Origin of the sequence: Streptomyces sp. M92, from assembly GCF_028473745.1 — a bacterium.
Classification (GTDB): Bacteria; Actinomycetota; Actinomycetes; order Streptomycetales; family Streptomycetaceae; genus Streptomyces.
Map to the genome: position 1 here is coordinate 7,067,546 of NZ_CP101137.1, position 16,604 is coordinate 7,084,149.

Genomic DNA, 16,604 nt, shown 5'->3' on the forward strand with positions numbered 1-16,604 from the left:
TCCGCACCCAGCTCACCGCCGGAACGCAGGCGTTCGTCCCCGGAGGGCGCGACCGCCCTCGCCGAAGACGGCACCCCGGGACGCGGCGAAGCGTCCAGGCGGGGCAAGGCCTCCGCACCCAGCTCACCGCCGGAACGCAGGCGTTCGTCCCCGGAGGGCGCGACCGCCCTCGCCGAAGACGGCGCCCCGGGACGCGGCGAAGCGTCCAGGCGGGGCAAGGCCTCCGCACCCAGCTCACCGCCGGAACGCAGGCGTTCGTCCCCGGAGGGCGCGACCGCCCTCGCCGAAGACGGCGTCCCGGGGCAGGGCGGAGCGGCCGGGCGGGGCGGAGTCGTAGGGCCTGACGGAGCCGCAGGACCGGGTGGAGCCGTAAGGGCTGGTGGAGTCGTCGGGCCGGGTGGGTCGTCGGGGCGCGGGGGGAGGGAGGCGCGGCGCGCTTCCGTGCTCATGCACCCCCCGTTCCTCGGGCCCGAGCCGTTTCTCCGGCGCGGGCCGGTGATGTCGTCTCCTGCCCCGGCCCGGTGCGGAGCGTTCCGTCCCGGGCACGCATACCCGCACGGGAGGACCGCCATCCCGGCCGGAGTCCCGCGGGCCCGGCCGCCGGGGCCGCCCCGCCGTGCGTGCGCGTCACTCTACGGCGTGACCCCGTCCGGCGGGGAACCAGTCCGCGCGCCCGTGGCATTGGCCCGGAACGTCCCCCTACCCTGCGGTAATCCTGTCTGGCAGGCTGCGGTCATGACCGCACGCGCCGCCGACCGGGCCCGCTACGACCGGGCCACCGCCCATCTGGACGCCCCCGTGGCGATCGTGGACCTGGAGGCCTTCGACGCGAACGCCGACGACCTGCTGCGCCGGGCCGGCGGGAAGCCGGTCCGGGTCGCCAGCAAGTCCGTACGCTGCCGTGCGCTGCTGGAACGGGTCCTGGTCCGGGACGGCTTCGCGGGCGTCATGTCGTTCACGCTGGCCGAGTCCCTGTGGCTGGCGCGCTCCGGTTTCGAGGACGTGCTGCTCGCCTACCCGTCGGCGGACCGCGCCCGGTACGCCGAGCTGACCGCCGATCCCAAGCTCGCCGCAGCCGTGACCGTGATGATCGACGACCCGGCGCAGCTCGACCTGATCGATGCGGCGCGCGGCGGTGGCCGGGAAGTCGTCCGGGTCTGCCTGGAGTTGGACACCTCGCTGAAGCTGTTCGGCGGGCGGGTGCGGGTCGGGGCCCGGCGCTCCCCGCTGCACTCCCCCGCCGAGGTCGCCGACGTGGCCCGTTCGGTGACTCGCCGGCCCGGCTTCGAGGTCGTCGGCGTCATGGCGTACGAGGGGCATGTGGCCGGTGTCGGGGACGCGGTGGCGGGGCGGCCGCTGCGGTCGCGTGCCGTGCGGCTGATGCAGGCCGCCGCCCGCCGGGAACTGGCCGAGCGGCGCGCGGCGGTGGTGCGCGCGGTCCGGGCCGTGGTGCCCGGCCTGGAGTTCGTCAACGGCGGCGGCACGGGCAGCGTGCAGCACACCGCCGCGGAGGACGCGGTCACCGAGATCGCCGCCGGGTCGGGGCTGTACGTGCCGCGGCTGTTCGACAACTACACGTCGTTCCGGGGCCGCCCGGCGGCCCTGTTCGCCCAGCCCGTCGTGCGGCGCCCGGGGGTCGGGGTCGTTACCGTGCTCGGCGGGGGCTACCCCGCCTCCGGTGCGGCCGGGAAGGACCGGCTGCCGGTGCCGTACCTCCCCGAGGGGCTGCGCTACGACCCCCAGGAGGGCGCCGGCGAGGTGCAGACGCCACTGCTCGGCACGCCCGCCGACGATCTGCTCATCGGCGACAAGGTGTGGTTCCGGCATGCCAAGGCCGGCGAGCTGTGCGAACGGTTCGACACCCTGCACCTGGTGGAGGGGGACGCGGTGACGGCGACGGTGCCGACGTACCGGGGCGAGGGGCACACCTTCCTCTGAACAGCCGCTCGGCGGTTCAGCGGTTCAGTCGGACGGGCCGATGCCGCTGCCCACGCCGCCGCCCGTGTCCGCGTCGCCGACGGGTCGGATGCCGTCGGTGATCTCGTCCATCAGGTCGAGCGGCGGTCCCTCCTCGCCCGCGTCGAAGACGTAGCGGACGAGGATCGGGGACTCGGTGCCGACGGTGGAGGGGAAGACCAGCGACTGCACGTGGCCGCCGGGGCCCTTGGCCGTCGTCACCCGCCAGCGCACGTAGTACCCGGCGCGTCCGGCGACCGCGACCGGCCCGGCCCCGACCTGCTCGTGGGACTCGATGCCGCCGAAGGGTTTGCCGCCGACCGGATCGCGGTCGTAGGCGTCCTCGGCCGCGTCCTCGATGTCCTGTTCGGCGAGGGCCTTCGGGGAGGACTCGGTGCTGCCGGTGACGGTGCGCGAGATGACCAGGCCGTGCCGGCAGACGCCGCCGTCGCCGGGGCAGTCGTAGGTGCCGTCCGTGGTCATCATGACGTCGTCCTCGGCGATGTACCGGGGACGCACCCAGCCGTCCGGCAGCGGGAAGGTGATGCCGTTGAGCGGGTCCTCGACCACGGCCGGGTCGTCGGCGGCGGATTCGGAAGCGGCCGGTGCGGGGGACGGTGGCGTACTCGTCGGCGCCGGGACGTCGGTGGTGGCCGTGACCTGCGGGGTCCGCGCCTCGGGTGCGCCACCGTCGTCCTCACCGAGGAGGAACACACCGGTCACGACCGCCGCGACCAGGACCGCCGCGGCGGTGGTGAGGGCGATCGCCCTGGCCCGCCCGCCGCCGCCCGCCGGCCCGCGCTGTCCGGGGCCGCCACCGGTGAACAGCGGCACGGTCTGCGAGGGCGGCGGCTCTGGGGGCCCGTACCCGGTGGGGGGCCCGTACCCGGCGGGGCCCCCGGGCACGCGACGGTGCTCCGTCCAGGCCGTGCCGTCCCACCAGCGTTCCTGGTGCGGGGCCGACGGATCGGGGTACCAGCCGGGCGGCGGCGTCATGCTCATTCCGGCACTGTAGGACGCCGCCCGCCCCGGTCTACAGCGGTGTGACGTACGCCCCGGAGATCCCGCCGTCCACCAGGAAGTCGGTGGCGTTGACGAAGGAGGAGTCGTCGCTGGCCAGGAAGGCGACGGCGGCGGCGATCTCCTCGGCCTCGGCGAACCGCCCGAGCGGGATGTGGACGAGGCGGCGCGCGGCCCGCTCCGGGTCCTTGGCGAACAGCTCCCGCAGCAGCGGGGTGTTGACCGGGCCGGGGCACAGGGCGTTGACCCGGATGCCCTCGCGGGCGAACTGCACGCCCAGCTCCCGGGACATGGCGAGGACGCCGCCCTTGGACGCGGTGTACGAGATCTGGCTGGTGGCGGCGCCCATCCGCGCGACGAACGACGCGGTGTTGATGACGGAGCCCCTGCCCTGGCGCCGCATGTAGGGGATGGCGGCCTTGCAGCACAGGTAGACGGAGGTGAGGTTGACGTCCTGGACGCGCTTCCAGGCCTCCAGTCCCGTCTCCAGGATGGAGTCGTCGTCGGGCGGCGAGATGCCGGCGTTGTTGAACGCGACGTCGACGCTGCCGTAGGTGTCGTACGCCGTCGCGAACAGCGCCTCCACCTGCTCCGGGTCGGTCACGTCGGCCCTGACGAAGGTGCCGCCGGTCTCCTCGGCCGCCGCCTCGCCCCGGGTCTCGTCCACGTCGGCGCAGACGACGTGGGCGCCCTCGGAGGCGAGCCGGCGGGCGGACGCGAGGCCGATGCCGCTGCCGGCCCCGGTGACGACGGCGGTGCGGCCGGCCAGGCGGCGGCAGATGATGTCCTCGGTCATGAGTGGCTATGCCTCCGTGCTGATGAAGACGTTCTTGGTCTCGGTGAAGGCGGTGAGCGCGTCGGGGCCGAGTTCGCGGCCGAGACCGGACTGCTTGAAGCCGCCGAACGGGGTCCAGTAGCGCACGCTGGAGTGGGAGTTGACCGACAGGTTCCCGGCCCGCACCGCGCTCGACACCCGCAGGGCGCGCCCGACGTCCCGGGTCCACAGCGAGCCGGAGAGGCCGTAGTCGGTGGCGTTGGCCAGGCGGACCGCGTCGGCCTCGTCCTCGAAGGGCAGGACCACGGCGACGGGGCCGAAGACCTCCTCGACGGCCACGCGCGCGTGCGCGTCCACGCCGGTGAGGACGGTGGGCGGGAACCAGAAGCCGGGCCCGTCCCCGGGGGTCTTGCCGCGGATGGCGTCGGCGTCGTCGGGGACGTAGGAGCGGACGCGGTCCAGTTGGGCGCGGGAGATCAGCGGGCCCATGTCGGTGCCCTCGTCGGCCGGGTCGCCGACGCGGACGGACTCGATCGCGGGGGCCAGGAGGGCGAGGAAGCGGTCGTACACGGTGCGCTGCACGAGGATGCGGGTGCGGGCGCAGCAGTCCTGGCCGGAGTTGTCCAGGAAGGACATGGGGGTGGCGGCCGCGGCGGCCTCCAGGTCGGCGTCGGCGAAGACGATGTTGGGGCTCTTGCCGCCGAGTTCGAGGGTGACGGGCTTGAGGCGGGCGGCGCCCTCGGCGGCCACCCGCCGGCCCACGGCCGTCGAGCCGGTGAAGACGATCTTCGCGACGCCCGGGTGACGGACAAGGGCGTCGCCCGCGACCGGCCCGTGCCCCGGCAGGACCTGGAAGAGTCCCTCGGGAAGGCCCGCCTCCAGGGCGAGTTCGGCCAGGCGGAGCGCGGTCAGCGGGGTGGTCTCGGCGGGCTTGAGGAGCACCGCGTTGCCCGCGGCCAGCGCCGGTGCGGTCCCCCAGGCGGCGATGGGCATCGGGAAGTTCCAGGGGGCGATGACGCCGACCACGCCCAGCGGTTCGAGGATCGTCACGTCGAGTCCGCCGGCGACCGGGATCTGCCGTCCGGTGAGCCGCTCCACTCCCCCTGCGGCGTAGTCGAGCAGGTCGCGGACGTTGCCGGCCTCCCAGCGGGCGTTGCCGACGGTGTGCCCGGCCTCCATGACCTCCAGCCGGGCCAGTTCCTCCAGGTGGCCGTCGACGACGGCGGCGAAGCGGCGCAGCAGCCGGGCACGGTCGCCGGGGGCGAGGGCGGCCCAGCCGGTCTGCGCCCGGGCGGCCCGTACGACGGCGGCGTCGACGTCGGACGCCGATGCGGCGGGGACGGTGGCGACGACCTCTTCGGTCGCCGGGTTCAGGACGCGTAGCTCGTCGGAGAGCGGCTGTGCCTCGGACAATCGGTGCCTCACATGCGTTCGAAGGAGCGGCGCAGTTCCCAGTCCGTGACGGCGGCGTCGTAGGCGTCGAGTTCGACGCGCGCCATGTTGCGGTAGTGGGCGACGACCTCGTCACCGAAGGCGGCCTTGGCGAGGGTGCTGTTCTCCCACAGCTCGGCGGCCTCGCGCAGGGTCGTCGGGACGTGTTCGAAGTCGGCGGCGTAGGCGTTGCCCAGGCAGGGTTCGGGCAGCTCCAGCCGCTGTTCGACACCGTGCAGGCCGGCCGCCACCATGCCCGCCACCGCGAGGTACGGGTTGACGTCGCCGCCGGGGAGCCGGTTCTCGAAGCGCAGGGAGCGACCGTGACCGACGACGCGCAGGGCGCAGGTGCGGTTGTCGTGGCCCCAGGCGACGGTGGTGGGGGCGAAGGAGCCGGGCTGGAAGCGTTTGTAGGAGTTGATGTGCGGGGCGTACAGGAGGGAGAACTCGCGCAGCGCCACGAGCTGTCCGGCGAGGAAGTGCCGCATGAGCTTCGACATGCCGCCCTTGTGGCCACCGGCCATGACGCTGCGGCCGTCGGCGTCGGCGAGTGAGAGGTGGATGTGGCAGGAGTTGCCCTCGCGTTCGTTGTACTTGGCCATGAAGGTGAGGGACATGCCCTCCTGGGCGGCGATCTCCTTGGCGCCGGTCTTGTAGACCGCGTGCTGGTCGCAGGTGACCAGGGCCTCGTCGTAGCGGAAGGCGATCTCGTGCTGGCCGGGATTGCACTCGCCCTTGGCGGACTCGACGGTCAGGCCGGCGCCGGCCATCTCGTTGCGGATGCGGCGCAGCAGGGGTTCCACGCGGCCGGTGCCGAGGACCGAGTAGTCGACGTTGTACTGGTTGGCCGGGGTCAGGCCGCGGTAGCCGGCGTCCCAGGCCTGTTCGTAGGTGTCGCGGAAGACGATGAACTCCAGCTCGGTGCCGGCCTGCGCGGTGAGACCTTGCCCGGCGAGGCGTTCGAGCTGGCGGCGCAGGATCTGGCGGGGCGCGGCGAGCACCGGGGAGCCGTCCTCCCAGGCCAGGTCGGCGACGGCCAGCGCGGTGCCCTCGTGCCATGGCAGGCGGCGCAGGGTGGCCAGGTCGGCGTGCATGGCGAAGTCGCCGTAGCCGCGGTCCCAGGAGGACATCGCGTAGCCGTCGACGGTGTTCATGTCGGCGTCGACGGCGAGGAGATAGTTGCAGCCCTCGGTGCCGTGCCGCAGGACCTCGTCGAGGAAGAAGCGGGCGGCGAAACGCTTGCCCTGGAGGCGTCCCTGCATGTCGGGGAAGGCCAGGACGACGGTGTCGAGGTCGCCGGCGGCGACGAGGGCGCGCAGTTCCTCGACCCCGAGCGGGGGTGTGCGGTCCGCTGCCACGAGGGGAGCCTCCTTCGGCCGGGAGCCATAAGGTATTGCCGGGGACCATTGCTTGGAAAGGGGGCGCGGCCGCATGTCCGAGGCAACCCCGGGGAGCGTGACGGACCGGCTCGCGCCGGTGCTGCGGCCGGTGCGGGCCGGCAACGGGTTCGAGGAGGCGCTGGAGCAGATCCTCCAGGTCGTCAGGCTGGGCCTGGTGTCCGGTGGTGAGCGGCTGCCGGCCGAGCGGGAGCTGGCGGAGCGGCTGGGAATCAGCCGGGTGACGCTGCGCGAGGTGCTGCGGGTGCTCCAGGACCAAGGGCTGGTGGAGGCGCGGCGGGGGCGGTACGGCGGAACGTTCGTGCTGGCGCGGGTGGACGCGGGCGGCGAGGACGAACTGCGGCGCCGGGTCGCCGGGGTCGACCTCGAGGACGTGCTGCGCTTCCGGGAGGTGCTGGAGGTGGGCGCGGCCGGGCTGTGTGCGGCGCACGGATTGACCGACGCGCGGGCGGCGCGGCTTCGGGCGGCGCTGGCAGGCACGCGGGAGGCGCCGCTCGCGGAGTACCGGCGGCTGGACACGATGCTCCACCTCACCGTGGCGGAACTGTGCGGCTCGCCCTCCGTCGCCGCCCAGCACGCGGCCGTCCGGGCCACCCTCAACGACCTGCTGGACTGCATCCCGCTGCTGGTGCGCAACCTGGAGCACTCCCAGCGCCAGCACACCGCGCTGGTGGAGGCGGTGCTCGACGGGGACGCGGAGGGGGCGCGGGAGATCGCGCGGGAGCACTGCGCGGGGACGGCGGCGCTGCTACGGGGGTTCCTGGCGTGAGCGCGGGCGGGCGTCTTGCCTTGGAAGCCCGTCCCGGCAAAGGTGTGCGTACGGTCCATTGCGGGTAGGCCGCGGGAGGTCGGACGATGGCGGGCAGGCCGCTGATCGGCGTCAGCACGTATCTGGAGCACGCGGCGCGCTGGGGCGTGTGGGAGCTGGAGGCGGCGCTGCTGCCGGCCGGGTATCCGCGGCTCGTGCAGCGGGCGGGCGCACTGGCCGCGATGCTCCCGCCGGACGCGCCGGAGCACGCCGCCGCAGCCGTCGCCCGCCTGGACGGACTGGTGATCGCGGGCGGCCCGGACGTGGAGCCGGCCCGCTACGGCGCCGAGCCCGGCCCGCGCACCGGCCCTCCCGCCCGGGCCCGGGACACCTGGGAACTGGCGCTCATCGAGGCGGCTCTGGCCGCGCGCGTCCCGCTGCTGGGCGTCTGCCGGGGCATGCAGCTGCTCAACGTCGCGCTCGGCGGCACCCTCGTCCAGCACATCGAGGGCCACGCGGAGGTGGTGGGCGTCTTCGGCGGCCACCCGGTCAAGCCGGTGCCGGGGACGCTGTACGCGGATGTGGTGCCCGAGGAGACGTTCGTCCCGACCTACCACCACCAGGCGGTGGACCGCCTGGGCGCGGGCCTGGTCCCCTCGGCCCACGCGGCGGACGGCACGGTGGAGGCCCTGGAGCTGCCGTCGGCCCCCGGCTGGGTCCTCGGGGTGCAGTGGCATCCGGAGATGGGCGGGGACGTACGGGTGATGCGGGCCCTGGTGGAGGCGGCGGGGGCGGACTGACCGGCGCGGGCCCTGAGGCGCCGGGCTCGCGCCGTCCGGGCACTCGCGTCGGTGCCCCACTCGGCCCGTGGGTGAGCCGGACCGCCCGGACGGGCGACGCGCCGCCACCTCCGGGCGGCAGGCATCCGTACGCCGACAGCCCCCGGCACTCGTGCCTGACACACGCCGGCACGCACGCCACACGCACGCCGAGCAAGCCGGCCGACCCTGCCCCGTGCCCCCGCACGCGCGGCCGGCCGCCCCCTCTCGGCGGCCGCGACTCCGGACCCGTCGCGTCGGCCGACGCCGGGCATACCGGGCCGGCCGACCCCCGACGCAGCGCACGCGCCCCGTCCCCCCTCCCCCGCCAGCCGACGAGGCGGCACGAAAGGGGAGTCTCGATCCATCACCGCCCGCAGGCCGAGTTCGCACGCCCGTGACAAGAGCCGTCAGGCCGGCCGGGCGAAGACCGAGCGATACGACCACGTACCTGGCGTACCGGGCCGGCCGGCCCCCGGCCCAGCGCACGCAACCCGTCCGCCGCCCCGTCCCACGCCAGTCGGCCCGGCGGGCACGACGGCACGACGGCACGACGGCACGACGGCGCGGCGGCGCGGCCGCCCGGTGGACACGACGGGCACGGCGTCACGACGGGCACGACGGGCACGACGGCACGGCAGGCACGACGGCACGACGGGCACGGCAGGCACAACGGACACGACGGCACGGCAGGCACAACGGACACGACGGCACGACGGGCACGGCAGGCACAACGGACACGACGGCACGGCAGGCACAACGGACACGACGGCACGGCAGGCGCGGCAGGCACGACGGCGTGAGGGCCCCCGCTCAGCCCCCGGCCCGTCACCGCCCGCAGCCCCGCGCCCCCTACCCCCGCGTCAGGGACAGGAGCTGTCGGGCCGGGCCGGTCGGGCGGTGGCCCGTGGGCCATACCGCGCGCAGGTCGCGGGCCAGGGCGACATCCGCGACCGGGACGCTCACCAGGCGCCGGTTGGACAGCTCCTCGCCGACGGCGAGTTCGCTCAGGACGGAGGGGCCGGCGCCGCTCACGGCGGCGGCCTTCACCGCGGTGGTCGACGAGAGTTCGATCAGGGGACGGGCCAGGCCGCCCAGAGCCGCGTCCAGGACCTGCCGGGTACCCGACCCCTTCTCCCGCAGGATCAGCGGGGCCGCCGCCAGTTCCGCCGCCTGGAGCGGACGCCTGCGCCGGGTCCACGGGTGGCCCGGTGCCGCCACGACGATCAGCCGGTCGTGGGCGATGACCGCGGAGTCGAGGCCCGCCGGGACGCTCACCCCCTCCACGAAGCCCAGGTCGGCCTCGCCGGCCAGCAGCCGCTCCGCCACCGCCGTCGAGTTGCCGGCGAGCAGCGACACCGCGGTGTCCGGCAGCTGGGTGCGCAGCGCGACCAGCCAGCCCGGCAGCAGGTACTCGGCGATCGTCATGCTCGCCGCCACCCGCAGCCGCGAGTCCCGCCGGTCCCGCAGGGCCTGCGCGCCCGCGTCGAACGCCTCGGCCGCCTCCACGATCCGGCGCGCCCAGTCCGTGACCAGCGCGCCGGCGTCGGTGAGCCGGGAGCCGCGGGGCGAGCGGTCCACCAGGGCGACGCCCAGCTGCCGTTCCATCGAGCGGACACGGCTGCTGGCGGCCGGCTGGGTGATGCCCAGCTCGCGCGCCGCCCCACCGAGACTGCCGAGCCGCGCCACGGCCAGGAGCAGCTCCAGCGCCCCGAGGTCCGGCACCCGGTGCGCCAGTGAGCCCGTCCCGTGCCGCCCCCGTACGTCGTGCCCGCCCTCCGCGTCGCCCGTACCGTTCGTACCGTCCGTAGCGCTGCCCATAACCCCAGCTTATGTCCTCATAGGGACATGGTCCCTGGTCGGCGACCTCTGCGGCCGGGACCGTGGACGCATGGTCACCGCAGCCCAGCCCTTGTCACCCGCCCCCGCCCCGCCCCGGCGGGTCCCGGCCGTCCGTCATCTCGGGCCCAACTGGTACGCCTGCGTCATGGGCACCGCCGTCGTCGGTACCGCGGGGGCCGCGCTCCCCTGGCAGGTGCCCGGGCTGCGGGCGACATGCACCGCCGTGTGGGCCCTGTCGCTCGCGCTGCTGGCGGTCCTGCTGGTGGCCCGGTCCCTGCACTGGCTGCACCACCGCGACCAGGCCCGCGCCCATCTGCTCGACCCGGCGGCCGCCCCCTTCTACGGCTGTCTGTCGATGGCCCTGCTGGCCGTCGGCGGCGGCGCCGTGACCGTCGGCCGGGACTGGATCGGAACCCCGGCCGCGGTGGCGCTGGACACCGTGCTGTTCACCGCCGGTACGGTCGTCGGGCTGACGGCGGCGGTCGCCGTGCCCTACCTGATGGCCGTACGGCACCGGACAGAACCGGGGCAGGCCAGCCCGGTGTGGCTGCTGCCGCTGGTCGCGCCGATGGTGTCCGCGGCCATGGGACCGCTGCTGGTGCCGCACCTCCCGCCGGGACAGCCCCGCGAGACGCTGCTGCTCGCCTGCGTGGCGATGTTCGGGGTGAGTCTGCTCGCGACCCTGGTGACCCTGCCGGTGATCTTCGGCCGGCTGCTCACCGGCGGCCCGCTGCCGCTCGCCCTCACCCCGTCGCTGTTCCTGGTGCTCGGCCCGCTCGGGCAGTCGACCACCGCCGCCGGGAAGTTCGCGGACGTGGCCCCCGGGGTCCTGCCGGCACCGTACGCCGAGGGGTTCGGGGTGCTCGCCGTCCTGTACGGCGTGCCGGTGATGGGCTTCGCGCTGATGTGGCTGTGTCTCGCCGTCGCCCACGTCGTGCGGGCCCGGCGGGAGGGCATGGGGTTCTCGATGACCTGGTGGTCCTTCACCTTCCCGGTGGGCACCTGCGTCACCGGCGCCGAGGCGCTGGCCCGGCACACGGGGCTCGCCGCCTACGACGTGCTCGCCGTCCTCCTGTACGGCGTCCTCGTCACCGCCTGGGCCGTCGCGGCCGTGCACACCGCGCGGGGCCTGTTCAGCGGCGTGCTGCTCGCAGGGCCGCGTCCAGCACCCGGGGCGCCTTCGCCAGCGACGGCCCGTACCACGTGAGGTACCGCCCGTCGACGAGGGCGCAGGGCAGCCCGGGGAAGGCCTCCGGGCCGTCGTCGGCGGTGAAGCGGTAGGGCTCGTCCGGCAGGACCACCAGGTCCGGGCGGGCCGCCCGCAGTTCCTCGACCGGGACCTTCGGGTAGCGCTCGGGGTGGCAGGCGTAGAGGTGGTCGACGCCGAGGCGGGCCAGTACGTCGCCCGCGAAGGTGTCGCTGCCCAGCACCATCCAGGGCCTGCGCCAGATCGGCACGACGGCCGTGGTGCGCCGCTCGGGGCGGGGCGGGGCGGTCCAGGCGGCCTCCGCCTCGTCCAGCCACCGGGGGCGGGACGGCGCCCCGCAGGCGGTCAGCACCCGGGCCAGTTCGGTGAAGGCCTGCGGCAGCGTGCGCACCTCGGTCACCAGCACCTCTACGCCCGCCGCGCGCAGGGCGTCCAGGTCGGGGGCGCGGTTCTCCTCCTCGTTGGCGATCACCAGGTCGGGGGCGAGGGAGAGGACGCGGTCCGTCTGCGGGTTCTTGGTGCCGCCGACGCGGACGACGTCGAGACCGGCCGGGTGGGTGCACCAGTCGGTGGCTCCGGCCAGGGCGCCCGGCACCGTACGGGCCACCGCCTCGGTCAGCGACGGCACCAGCGAGACCACCCTCACCGGCGGGGCCCTTCCCGCACCGCCTCGATGTGCTCGGCGACGGCGACCACGATCAGCCGGGTGTCGGGCACCGTGGCCCGCCAGCGGTGCCGCACCCCGCCGGTCAGGTACAGCGTGTCGCCGCGCCCGAGCCGGTAGGCGCGGCCCTCGGCCTCGATCTCCACGGCGCCCTCGGCGACGAACATCAACTGGTCGTTGCGGTACTGCAGTTCCCGGCCCGCGTCATGGTCGCCGGTGAACTCCGAGGCGTGCATCTGGTGGTGCCCGCGCACCAGGGAGCGCACCCTGGGTGCCAGCTCGGGGTCGGGGTCCTCGGCGCGGACCACGTCCACGCTGCACGCCGGGTCGGCGGCGGCGAGCAGTTCGACGGCGGTGGTGCGCAGGGCGTCGGCCACCTTCTCCAGGGAGCTCTGGGACGGCCGGGCCCGGTCGTTCTCGATCTGGCTCAGGAAGGGAACGGACAGGCCGCTGCGCTCGGAGACGACGGCGAGGGTGAGTTCGAGGCTCCGGCGCCGCCGCCGTACGGCCGCGCCCACCCGGAGCTGCTGCTCTTTGTGGTCGCCCATCGCTCCGGCTCCCTCCTTCACTCGTCGCCGTGTCCCTGATGAGTTCTCTGCACCCTACGCATGTTCGGCAAACCGTTTCACGCGGCCGTCATATCGACGTCACGGTGCGGTGACCGCGACCTCACGTTTCTCGCCATCCCAGGGTCTCCCGTCCGCGGTGCCGGACGCCTTACCGGTTCAAGGTCCGGACGGTCCCGCGTGTTCCCGCCAGTCCCTCACCGTCCCGGTCGAGCGAGGCTCGGGCGGTGGGTTGGCGCTCCGTGGTTGACCGAATCCTTACCGTGTGCCGACCGCACACGTCAAAGGGGTGGGTCCGGGACGCTGCTTCGAGGCGAAGCGCGTCCCGGACCCACCCCTCGGGGCGCCGGTCGTCCTACTGCGGGGTCATCCGGCCGACCATGTCCGGGTGCTCCTCGAGCCACGCGGCCACGGCTTCCTCCTCCTGCCCCTGGCCACGGTTCTTGATCTCCGCCTCCAGGGTGCCGAGCTCGTCCTCGCTCATGTGGAAGTTCTTGATCCACTCGGTGAGCTGCGGGTACTGCTCGGGGAACGCCTTGCTGGAGATGGTGCGGATCGTGTTGCCCTCGCCGAAGGCCTTCTTCGGGTCCTTCAGCTTGGTCAGCTCGTAGTCGCTGTACGCCCAGTGCGGGGACCAGAGCGTGACCGCGACCGGCTCCTTCTTGGCGTACGCGCGCTTGAGCTCGGCCAGCATCGCCGGGGTGGAGCCGTCGACGACCTTGTACTCGTCCTCCAGACCGTAGCCCGGCAGGACCTCGTTCTTGAGCAGCTGCATCTCACCGGTGCCCGGCTCGATGCCGATGATCCGCCCGTCGAAGAGGTCGGCCTTGCCCTTGAGGTCCGCGAGGGACTTGACGTCCTTCACGTACGAAGGGACGGCGATCTCCAGTGAGGTCGGCTCGTACCAGGTGCCCAGGTCGTTGAGGTTGTCCTTGTGCTTGTCCCAGTAGTTCTTCTGGGCATAGGGCAGCCAGGCGTCGAAGTTGAGGTCCAGGTCGCCGGTGGCCAGGCCGCTGTAGACCGGGCCGACGTCCATCTGCTTCAGGTTCAGCTTGTATCCGCGCCGCTCCAGGACGTTCTTCCACAGGTAGGTGACGGCGACGTCCTCTTCCCACGGGAACCAGGCGACGTCCAGCGGACGCTTGGCCTCGGCCGGGGTGGCGCCTGAGCCGCCCTGGACCGGGGCGAGCTTGTCGACGACGCCCGGGTTGGACTTCAGCCAGGTGCGGACGGCGTCCTGCTGGTTGCCCTTGCCGGCCTTGTTGATCTCGGCCTCGAGGCTGGTGAGTTCCTTCTCCGTCATGGAGAAGTTCTTGAGCCACTCGGTGACGACCGGGTTGTCGTCCGAGAAGCCCTTGCGGGACAGCGTGTGCACGCCGTCGCCCTTGCCCCAGGAGCCCTTCGGGTCCTTGAGCTTCTTCAGGTCGTAGTCGTTGTACGCCCAGTGCGGCGACCAGAGCGTGACGACGATCGGTTCCTTCTTGCTGTAGGCCCGCTTCAGCTCGGCCAGCATCGCCGGCGTGGAGCTGTCGACGACCTTGTACTCCTGGTCGAGGCCGTACTCCTTGAGCACCTTGCTCTTGAGCAGGTTCATCTCACCGGCGCTGGGCTCGATGCCGGTGATCTTCCCGCCGAAGAGGTCGGCCTTGCCCTTGAGGTCCTCGAGGGAGTTGATGTCCTTCATGTACGCCGGGACGGTCAGCTCCAGCGACGTCTCGTCGTACCAGGAGCCGAGGTCCTCGAGCTGCTTGCCGTACTTCTTCCAGTACTGCTCGTGGGTCGTCGGCAGCCAGGAGTCGGTCTGGAAGTCGATGTTGCCCTGCGCGAGCGCGGTGTAGAGCGGGCCGGCCTCGAACTGCTTGGCCTCGACCTCGAAGCCGCGCTGTTCCAGGATCTCCTTCCACAGGTAGGTGGAGGCGACGCCCTCGTCCCAGGGGATGTAGCCGATGGAGATCTTCTTGCCCTCGCCGACGTTCTTGCCGCCGGCCACCGTCTCGGACTTCTCGCCGCTGCCGCCGAAGACACCCATGCCGCCGGCCACCAGGCCGAGGATGACGATGCCGATCACGGCGACCTGCGGCTGGGGGCGGTAGGACCAGATCTTCAGGCCGTTGGCGGCGCGGGCCTTGGCGGCGGCGCGGCGGCCCAGCGGCGAGACGTGCGTGCCCAGCGCGCTGGTCATGCGGTCCAGGTAGATCGCGAGGATCACGATGGCGATACCGGCCTCGGCGCCGAGGCCGACGTCGAGCTGACCAATGCCCGCCATGACGTCGCCGCCGAGACCGCCGGTGCCGACCATGCCGGCGATCGCGGCCATGGACAGGCCGAGCATGATGACCTGGTTGACGCCCGCCATCACCGTGGGCAGCGCCAGCGGGAGCTGGACGCGCAGCAGGGTGTTGCGGGGCGTGGTGCCGAACGCCTCGGCCGCCTCGACCAGGTCCTTGTCGACCTGACGGATGCCCAGCTCGGTCATGCGGACACCAGGGGCGAGCGCGAAGATCAAGGTGGCCACGATGCCCGGGGCGGAGCCGGTCCCGAAGAACAGGATCGCCGGGATCAGGTAGACCATCGCGGGCAGCGTCTGCATGAAGTCCAGGACCGGCCGCACGACCGCGCTCACCCGGTCCGAGCGGGCGGCCCAGATACCCACCGGCACCGCCACGACCAGGGCGATGATCGTGGCGACCAGCAGGAGCGCCAGGGTCATCATCGCGTGCTCCCACAGTTCGAGGGAGTCGATGAAGGCGAATCCGACGAAGGAGAGGACACCGGCGAAGGTGCCGCGCAGCCAGAAGGCGATCACGGCGAAGATACCGGCGAGCAGCAGCGGCTCGGGGGCCTGGAGGACGGCGTTGATGCCGTCGTAGGCGCCGGTGAAGATGCTCTTGAGGAAGTTGAAGAGCCAGGAGACGTTGTCGAGGAGCCAGTCGACGGTGCTGTTGACCCAGTCACCGAGAGCAATCCTAGGCACGGGTCATCACCTTCTCGCCGCCCTTGTCGCGCGGGGTGTCGCAGACGCCGGGAGCCGTGTCCTCGTCACCGAGGAAGCCGACGAGACGCCGGGCCGGGACGACGCCCACCAGCCGGCGGTCACCGTCGAGTACGGCCACCGAGTGGGGCACGCGGGCGCTGATCGCGCACAGGTCCGCGAACGAGGTGTCGGGCGTGGCGGTCTCGCAGCCGCAGTCTGCCTCGTCGCCGCGCAGTTCCGTCTCCATGACGGCGCCCGCGGTGAGCACGCGGGAGCGGTCGACGTCCTGGGTGAAGGAGGCGACGTAGTCGCTGGCGGGACGTATCAGGATGTCCTGCGCGGTGCCTATCTGCACGATCTCGCCGTCGCGCATGACGGCGATGCGGTCGCCCAGGCGCATGGCCTCGTTGAGGTCGTGGGTGATGAAGACGATGGTCTTCTTCAGGGTCTTCTGCAGGTCGAGCAGCTGGTCCTGCATGTCGCGGCGGATCAGCGGGTCGAGGGCGCTGAAGGACTCGTCCATCAGCAGCAGGTCGGCGTCGGTGGCGAGCGCGCGGGCCAGACCCACACGCTGCTGCATGCCGCCGGACAGCTCGTCCGGCCAGGACTTCTCCCAGCCGGCCAGGCCGCACAGGGCGAGCGCCTCGTCGGCGCGGCGTTCGCGCTCGGCGCGGGGCACGCCCTGCACTTCAAGACCGTAGGCAGCGTTGTCACGGACGCTGCGGTGCGGGAAGAGCGCGAAGTGCTGGAAGACCATGCTGATCTTCTTGGAGCGGACCTCGCGCAGCTCGCGGTCGCTGAGCTCGGTGAGGTCCTGGCCGCCGTAGCGGACATGACCGGCGGTCGGCTCCGACAGACCGTTGAGCATGCGCAGCAGCGTGGACTTGCCGGACCCGGACAGGCCCATGACCACGAAGATCTCGCCGGGTTCCACGGTGAAGGACGCGTCGATGACGGCGGCCGTGGTTCCGTCGGCGCGCAGTTCCTCCCGGTCTGCTGCCCCCTTGCGCAGTCGCTCGACTGCCTGGTCCGGTTTTCTGCCGAAGACCTTGTACAGGTTCTCGGCCTCTAGCCTGGCTGACACGCTTACCTCTTGGATCGGGGGCGGGGGCACGGGCCGCAAACAGTTGAATGCATCAACCAGATTTGGCCCGGCTGCGCGCCTGCCCCGATCTTTATCGGCCAAACATGCGAGTGACTCAGTTC

13 protein-coding genes are annotated in these 16,604 nt (G+C 73.0%); 4 read left to right on the top strand and 9 right to left on the bottom strand.

The genetic code is table 11. The annotated features are described in order from the left end of the window. Positions 1–735: 735 nt before the first annotated feature. Positions 736–1,938 (top strand): amino acid deaminase/aldolase, encoded by a 1,203-nt coding sequence (locus M6G08_RS32630; protein WP_272590738.1) that lies wholly within the window; start codon positions 736–738, stop codon positions 1,936–1,938. A 24-nt stretch (positions 1,939–1,962) separates the two neighbouring features. On the opposite strand, the gene M6G08_RS32635 is transcribed toward M6G08_RS32630, so the two are convergent. Genes M6G08_RS32635 through M6G08_RS32650 form a run of 4 tightly spaced genes read right to left on the bottom strand, consistent with a single transcriptional unit; the run spans position 1,963 to position 6,540 of the window. Next, positions 1,963–2,952 (bottom strand): DUF2510 domain-containing protein, encoded by a 990-nt coding sequence (locus M6G08_RS32635; RefSeq protein ID WP_272591495.1) that lies wholly within the window; start codon positions 2,950–2,952, stop codon positions 1,963–1,965. 37 nt (positions 2,953–2,989) lie between these two features. Beyond that, positions 2,990–3,772, bottom strand: coding sequence for a 3-oxoacyl-ACP reductase (locus tag M6G08_RS32640; protein ID WP_272590739.1), 783 nt, complete (start codon positions 3,770–3,772; stop codon positions 2,990–2,992). A 6-nt stretch (positions 3,773–3,778) separates the two neighbouring features. Then, entirely contained in the window at positions 3,779–5,164 is a 1,386-nt protein-coding gene (locus tag M6G08_RS32645) for an aldehyde dehydrogenase family protein (RefSeq protein WP_272590740.1), read from the bottom strand. An 8-nt stretch (positions 5,165–5,172) separates the two neighbouring features. Then, positions 5,173–6,540, bottom strand: coding sequence for a glutamine synthetase family protein (locus M6G08_RS32650; RefSeq protein ID WP_272590741.1), 1,368 nt, complete (start codon positions 6,538–6,540; stop codon positions 5,173–5,175). A gap of 73 nt (positions 6,541–6,613) precedes the next feature. Between M6G08_RS32650 and M6G08_RS32655 the strand changes: the two genes are divergently transcribed. Continuing rightward, a complete protein-coding gene (locus M6G08_RS32655; RefSeq protein WP_272590742.1) occupies positions 6,614–7,348 on the top strand; it encodes a FadR/GntR family transcriptional regulator in 735 nt (244 codons plus the stop codon). An 86-nt stretch (positions 7,349–7,434) separates the two neighbouring features. Beyond that, the gene (locus M6G08_RS32660) at positions 7,435–8,127 is read left to right on the top strand and encodes a gamma-glutamyl-gamma-aminobutyrate hydrolase family protein (protein WP_272590743.1); all 693 of its coding nucleotides are present in this window, start codon (positions 7,435–7,437) and stop codon (positions 8,125–8,127) included. An 870-nt stretch (positions 8,128–8,997) separates the two neighbouring features. Here the strand turns inward: M6G08_RS32660 and M6G08_RS32665 are convergent. Beyond that, complete coding sequence (locus M6G08_RS32665) at positions 8,998–9,966, bottom strand: LysR family transcriptional regulator (protein WP_272590745.1); 969 nt, start codon at positions 9,964–9,966, stop codon at positions 8,998–9,000. Positions 9,967–10,036: 70 nt separating this feature from the next. Between M6G08_RS32665 and M6G08_RS32670 the strand changes: the two genes are divergently transcribed. Next, positions 10,037–11,194, top strand: a complete 1,158-nt coding sequence (locus M6G08_RS32670) for a TDT family transporter (RefSeq protein WP_272590747.1) — start codon at positions 10,037–10,039, stop codon at positions 11,192–11,194. Here M6G08_RS32670 and M6G08_RS32675 read toward each other — a convergent pair. The 4 genes from M6G08_RS32675 to M6G08_RS32690 form a co-directional block, all read right to left on the bottom strand. Continuing rightward, entirely contained in the window at positions 11,121–11,840 is a 720-nt protein-coding gene (locus M6G08_RS32675) for a helical backbone metal receptor (RefSeq protein ID WP_272590748.1), read from the bottom strand. The genes M6G08_RS32670 and M6G08_RS32675 overlap by 74 nt on opposite strands. Continuing rightward, entirely contained in the window at positions 11,837–12,406 is a 570-nt protein-coding gene (locus tag M6G08_RS32680; RefSeq protein WP_272590749.1) for a helix-turn-helix domain-containing protein, read from the bottom strand. Before M6G08_RS32680 ends, M6G08_RS32675 begins: the two co-directional genes overlap by 4 nt. A gap of 373 nt (positions 12,407–12,779) precedes the next feature. Further along, positions 12,780–15,398, bottom strand: a complete 2,619-nt coding sequence (locus M6G08_RS32685) for an ABC transporter permease/substrate binding protein (protein WP_272590750.1) — start codon at positions 15,396–15,398, stop codon at positions 12,780–12,782. Next, complete coding sequence (locus tag M6G08_RS32690) at positions 15,391–16,482, bottom strand: quaternary amine ABC transporter ATP-binding protein (protein WP_272590751.1); 1,092 nt, start codon at positions 16,480–16,482, stop codon at positions 15,391–15,393. Before M6G08_RS32690 ends, M6G08_RS32685 begins: the two co-directional genes overlap by 8 nt. Positions 16,483–16,604 lie beyond the last annotated feature (122 nt).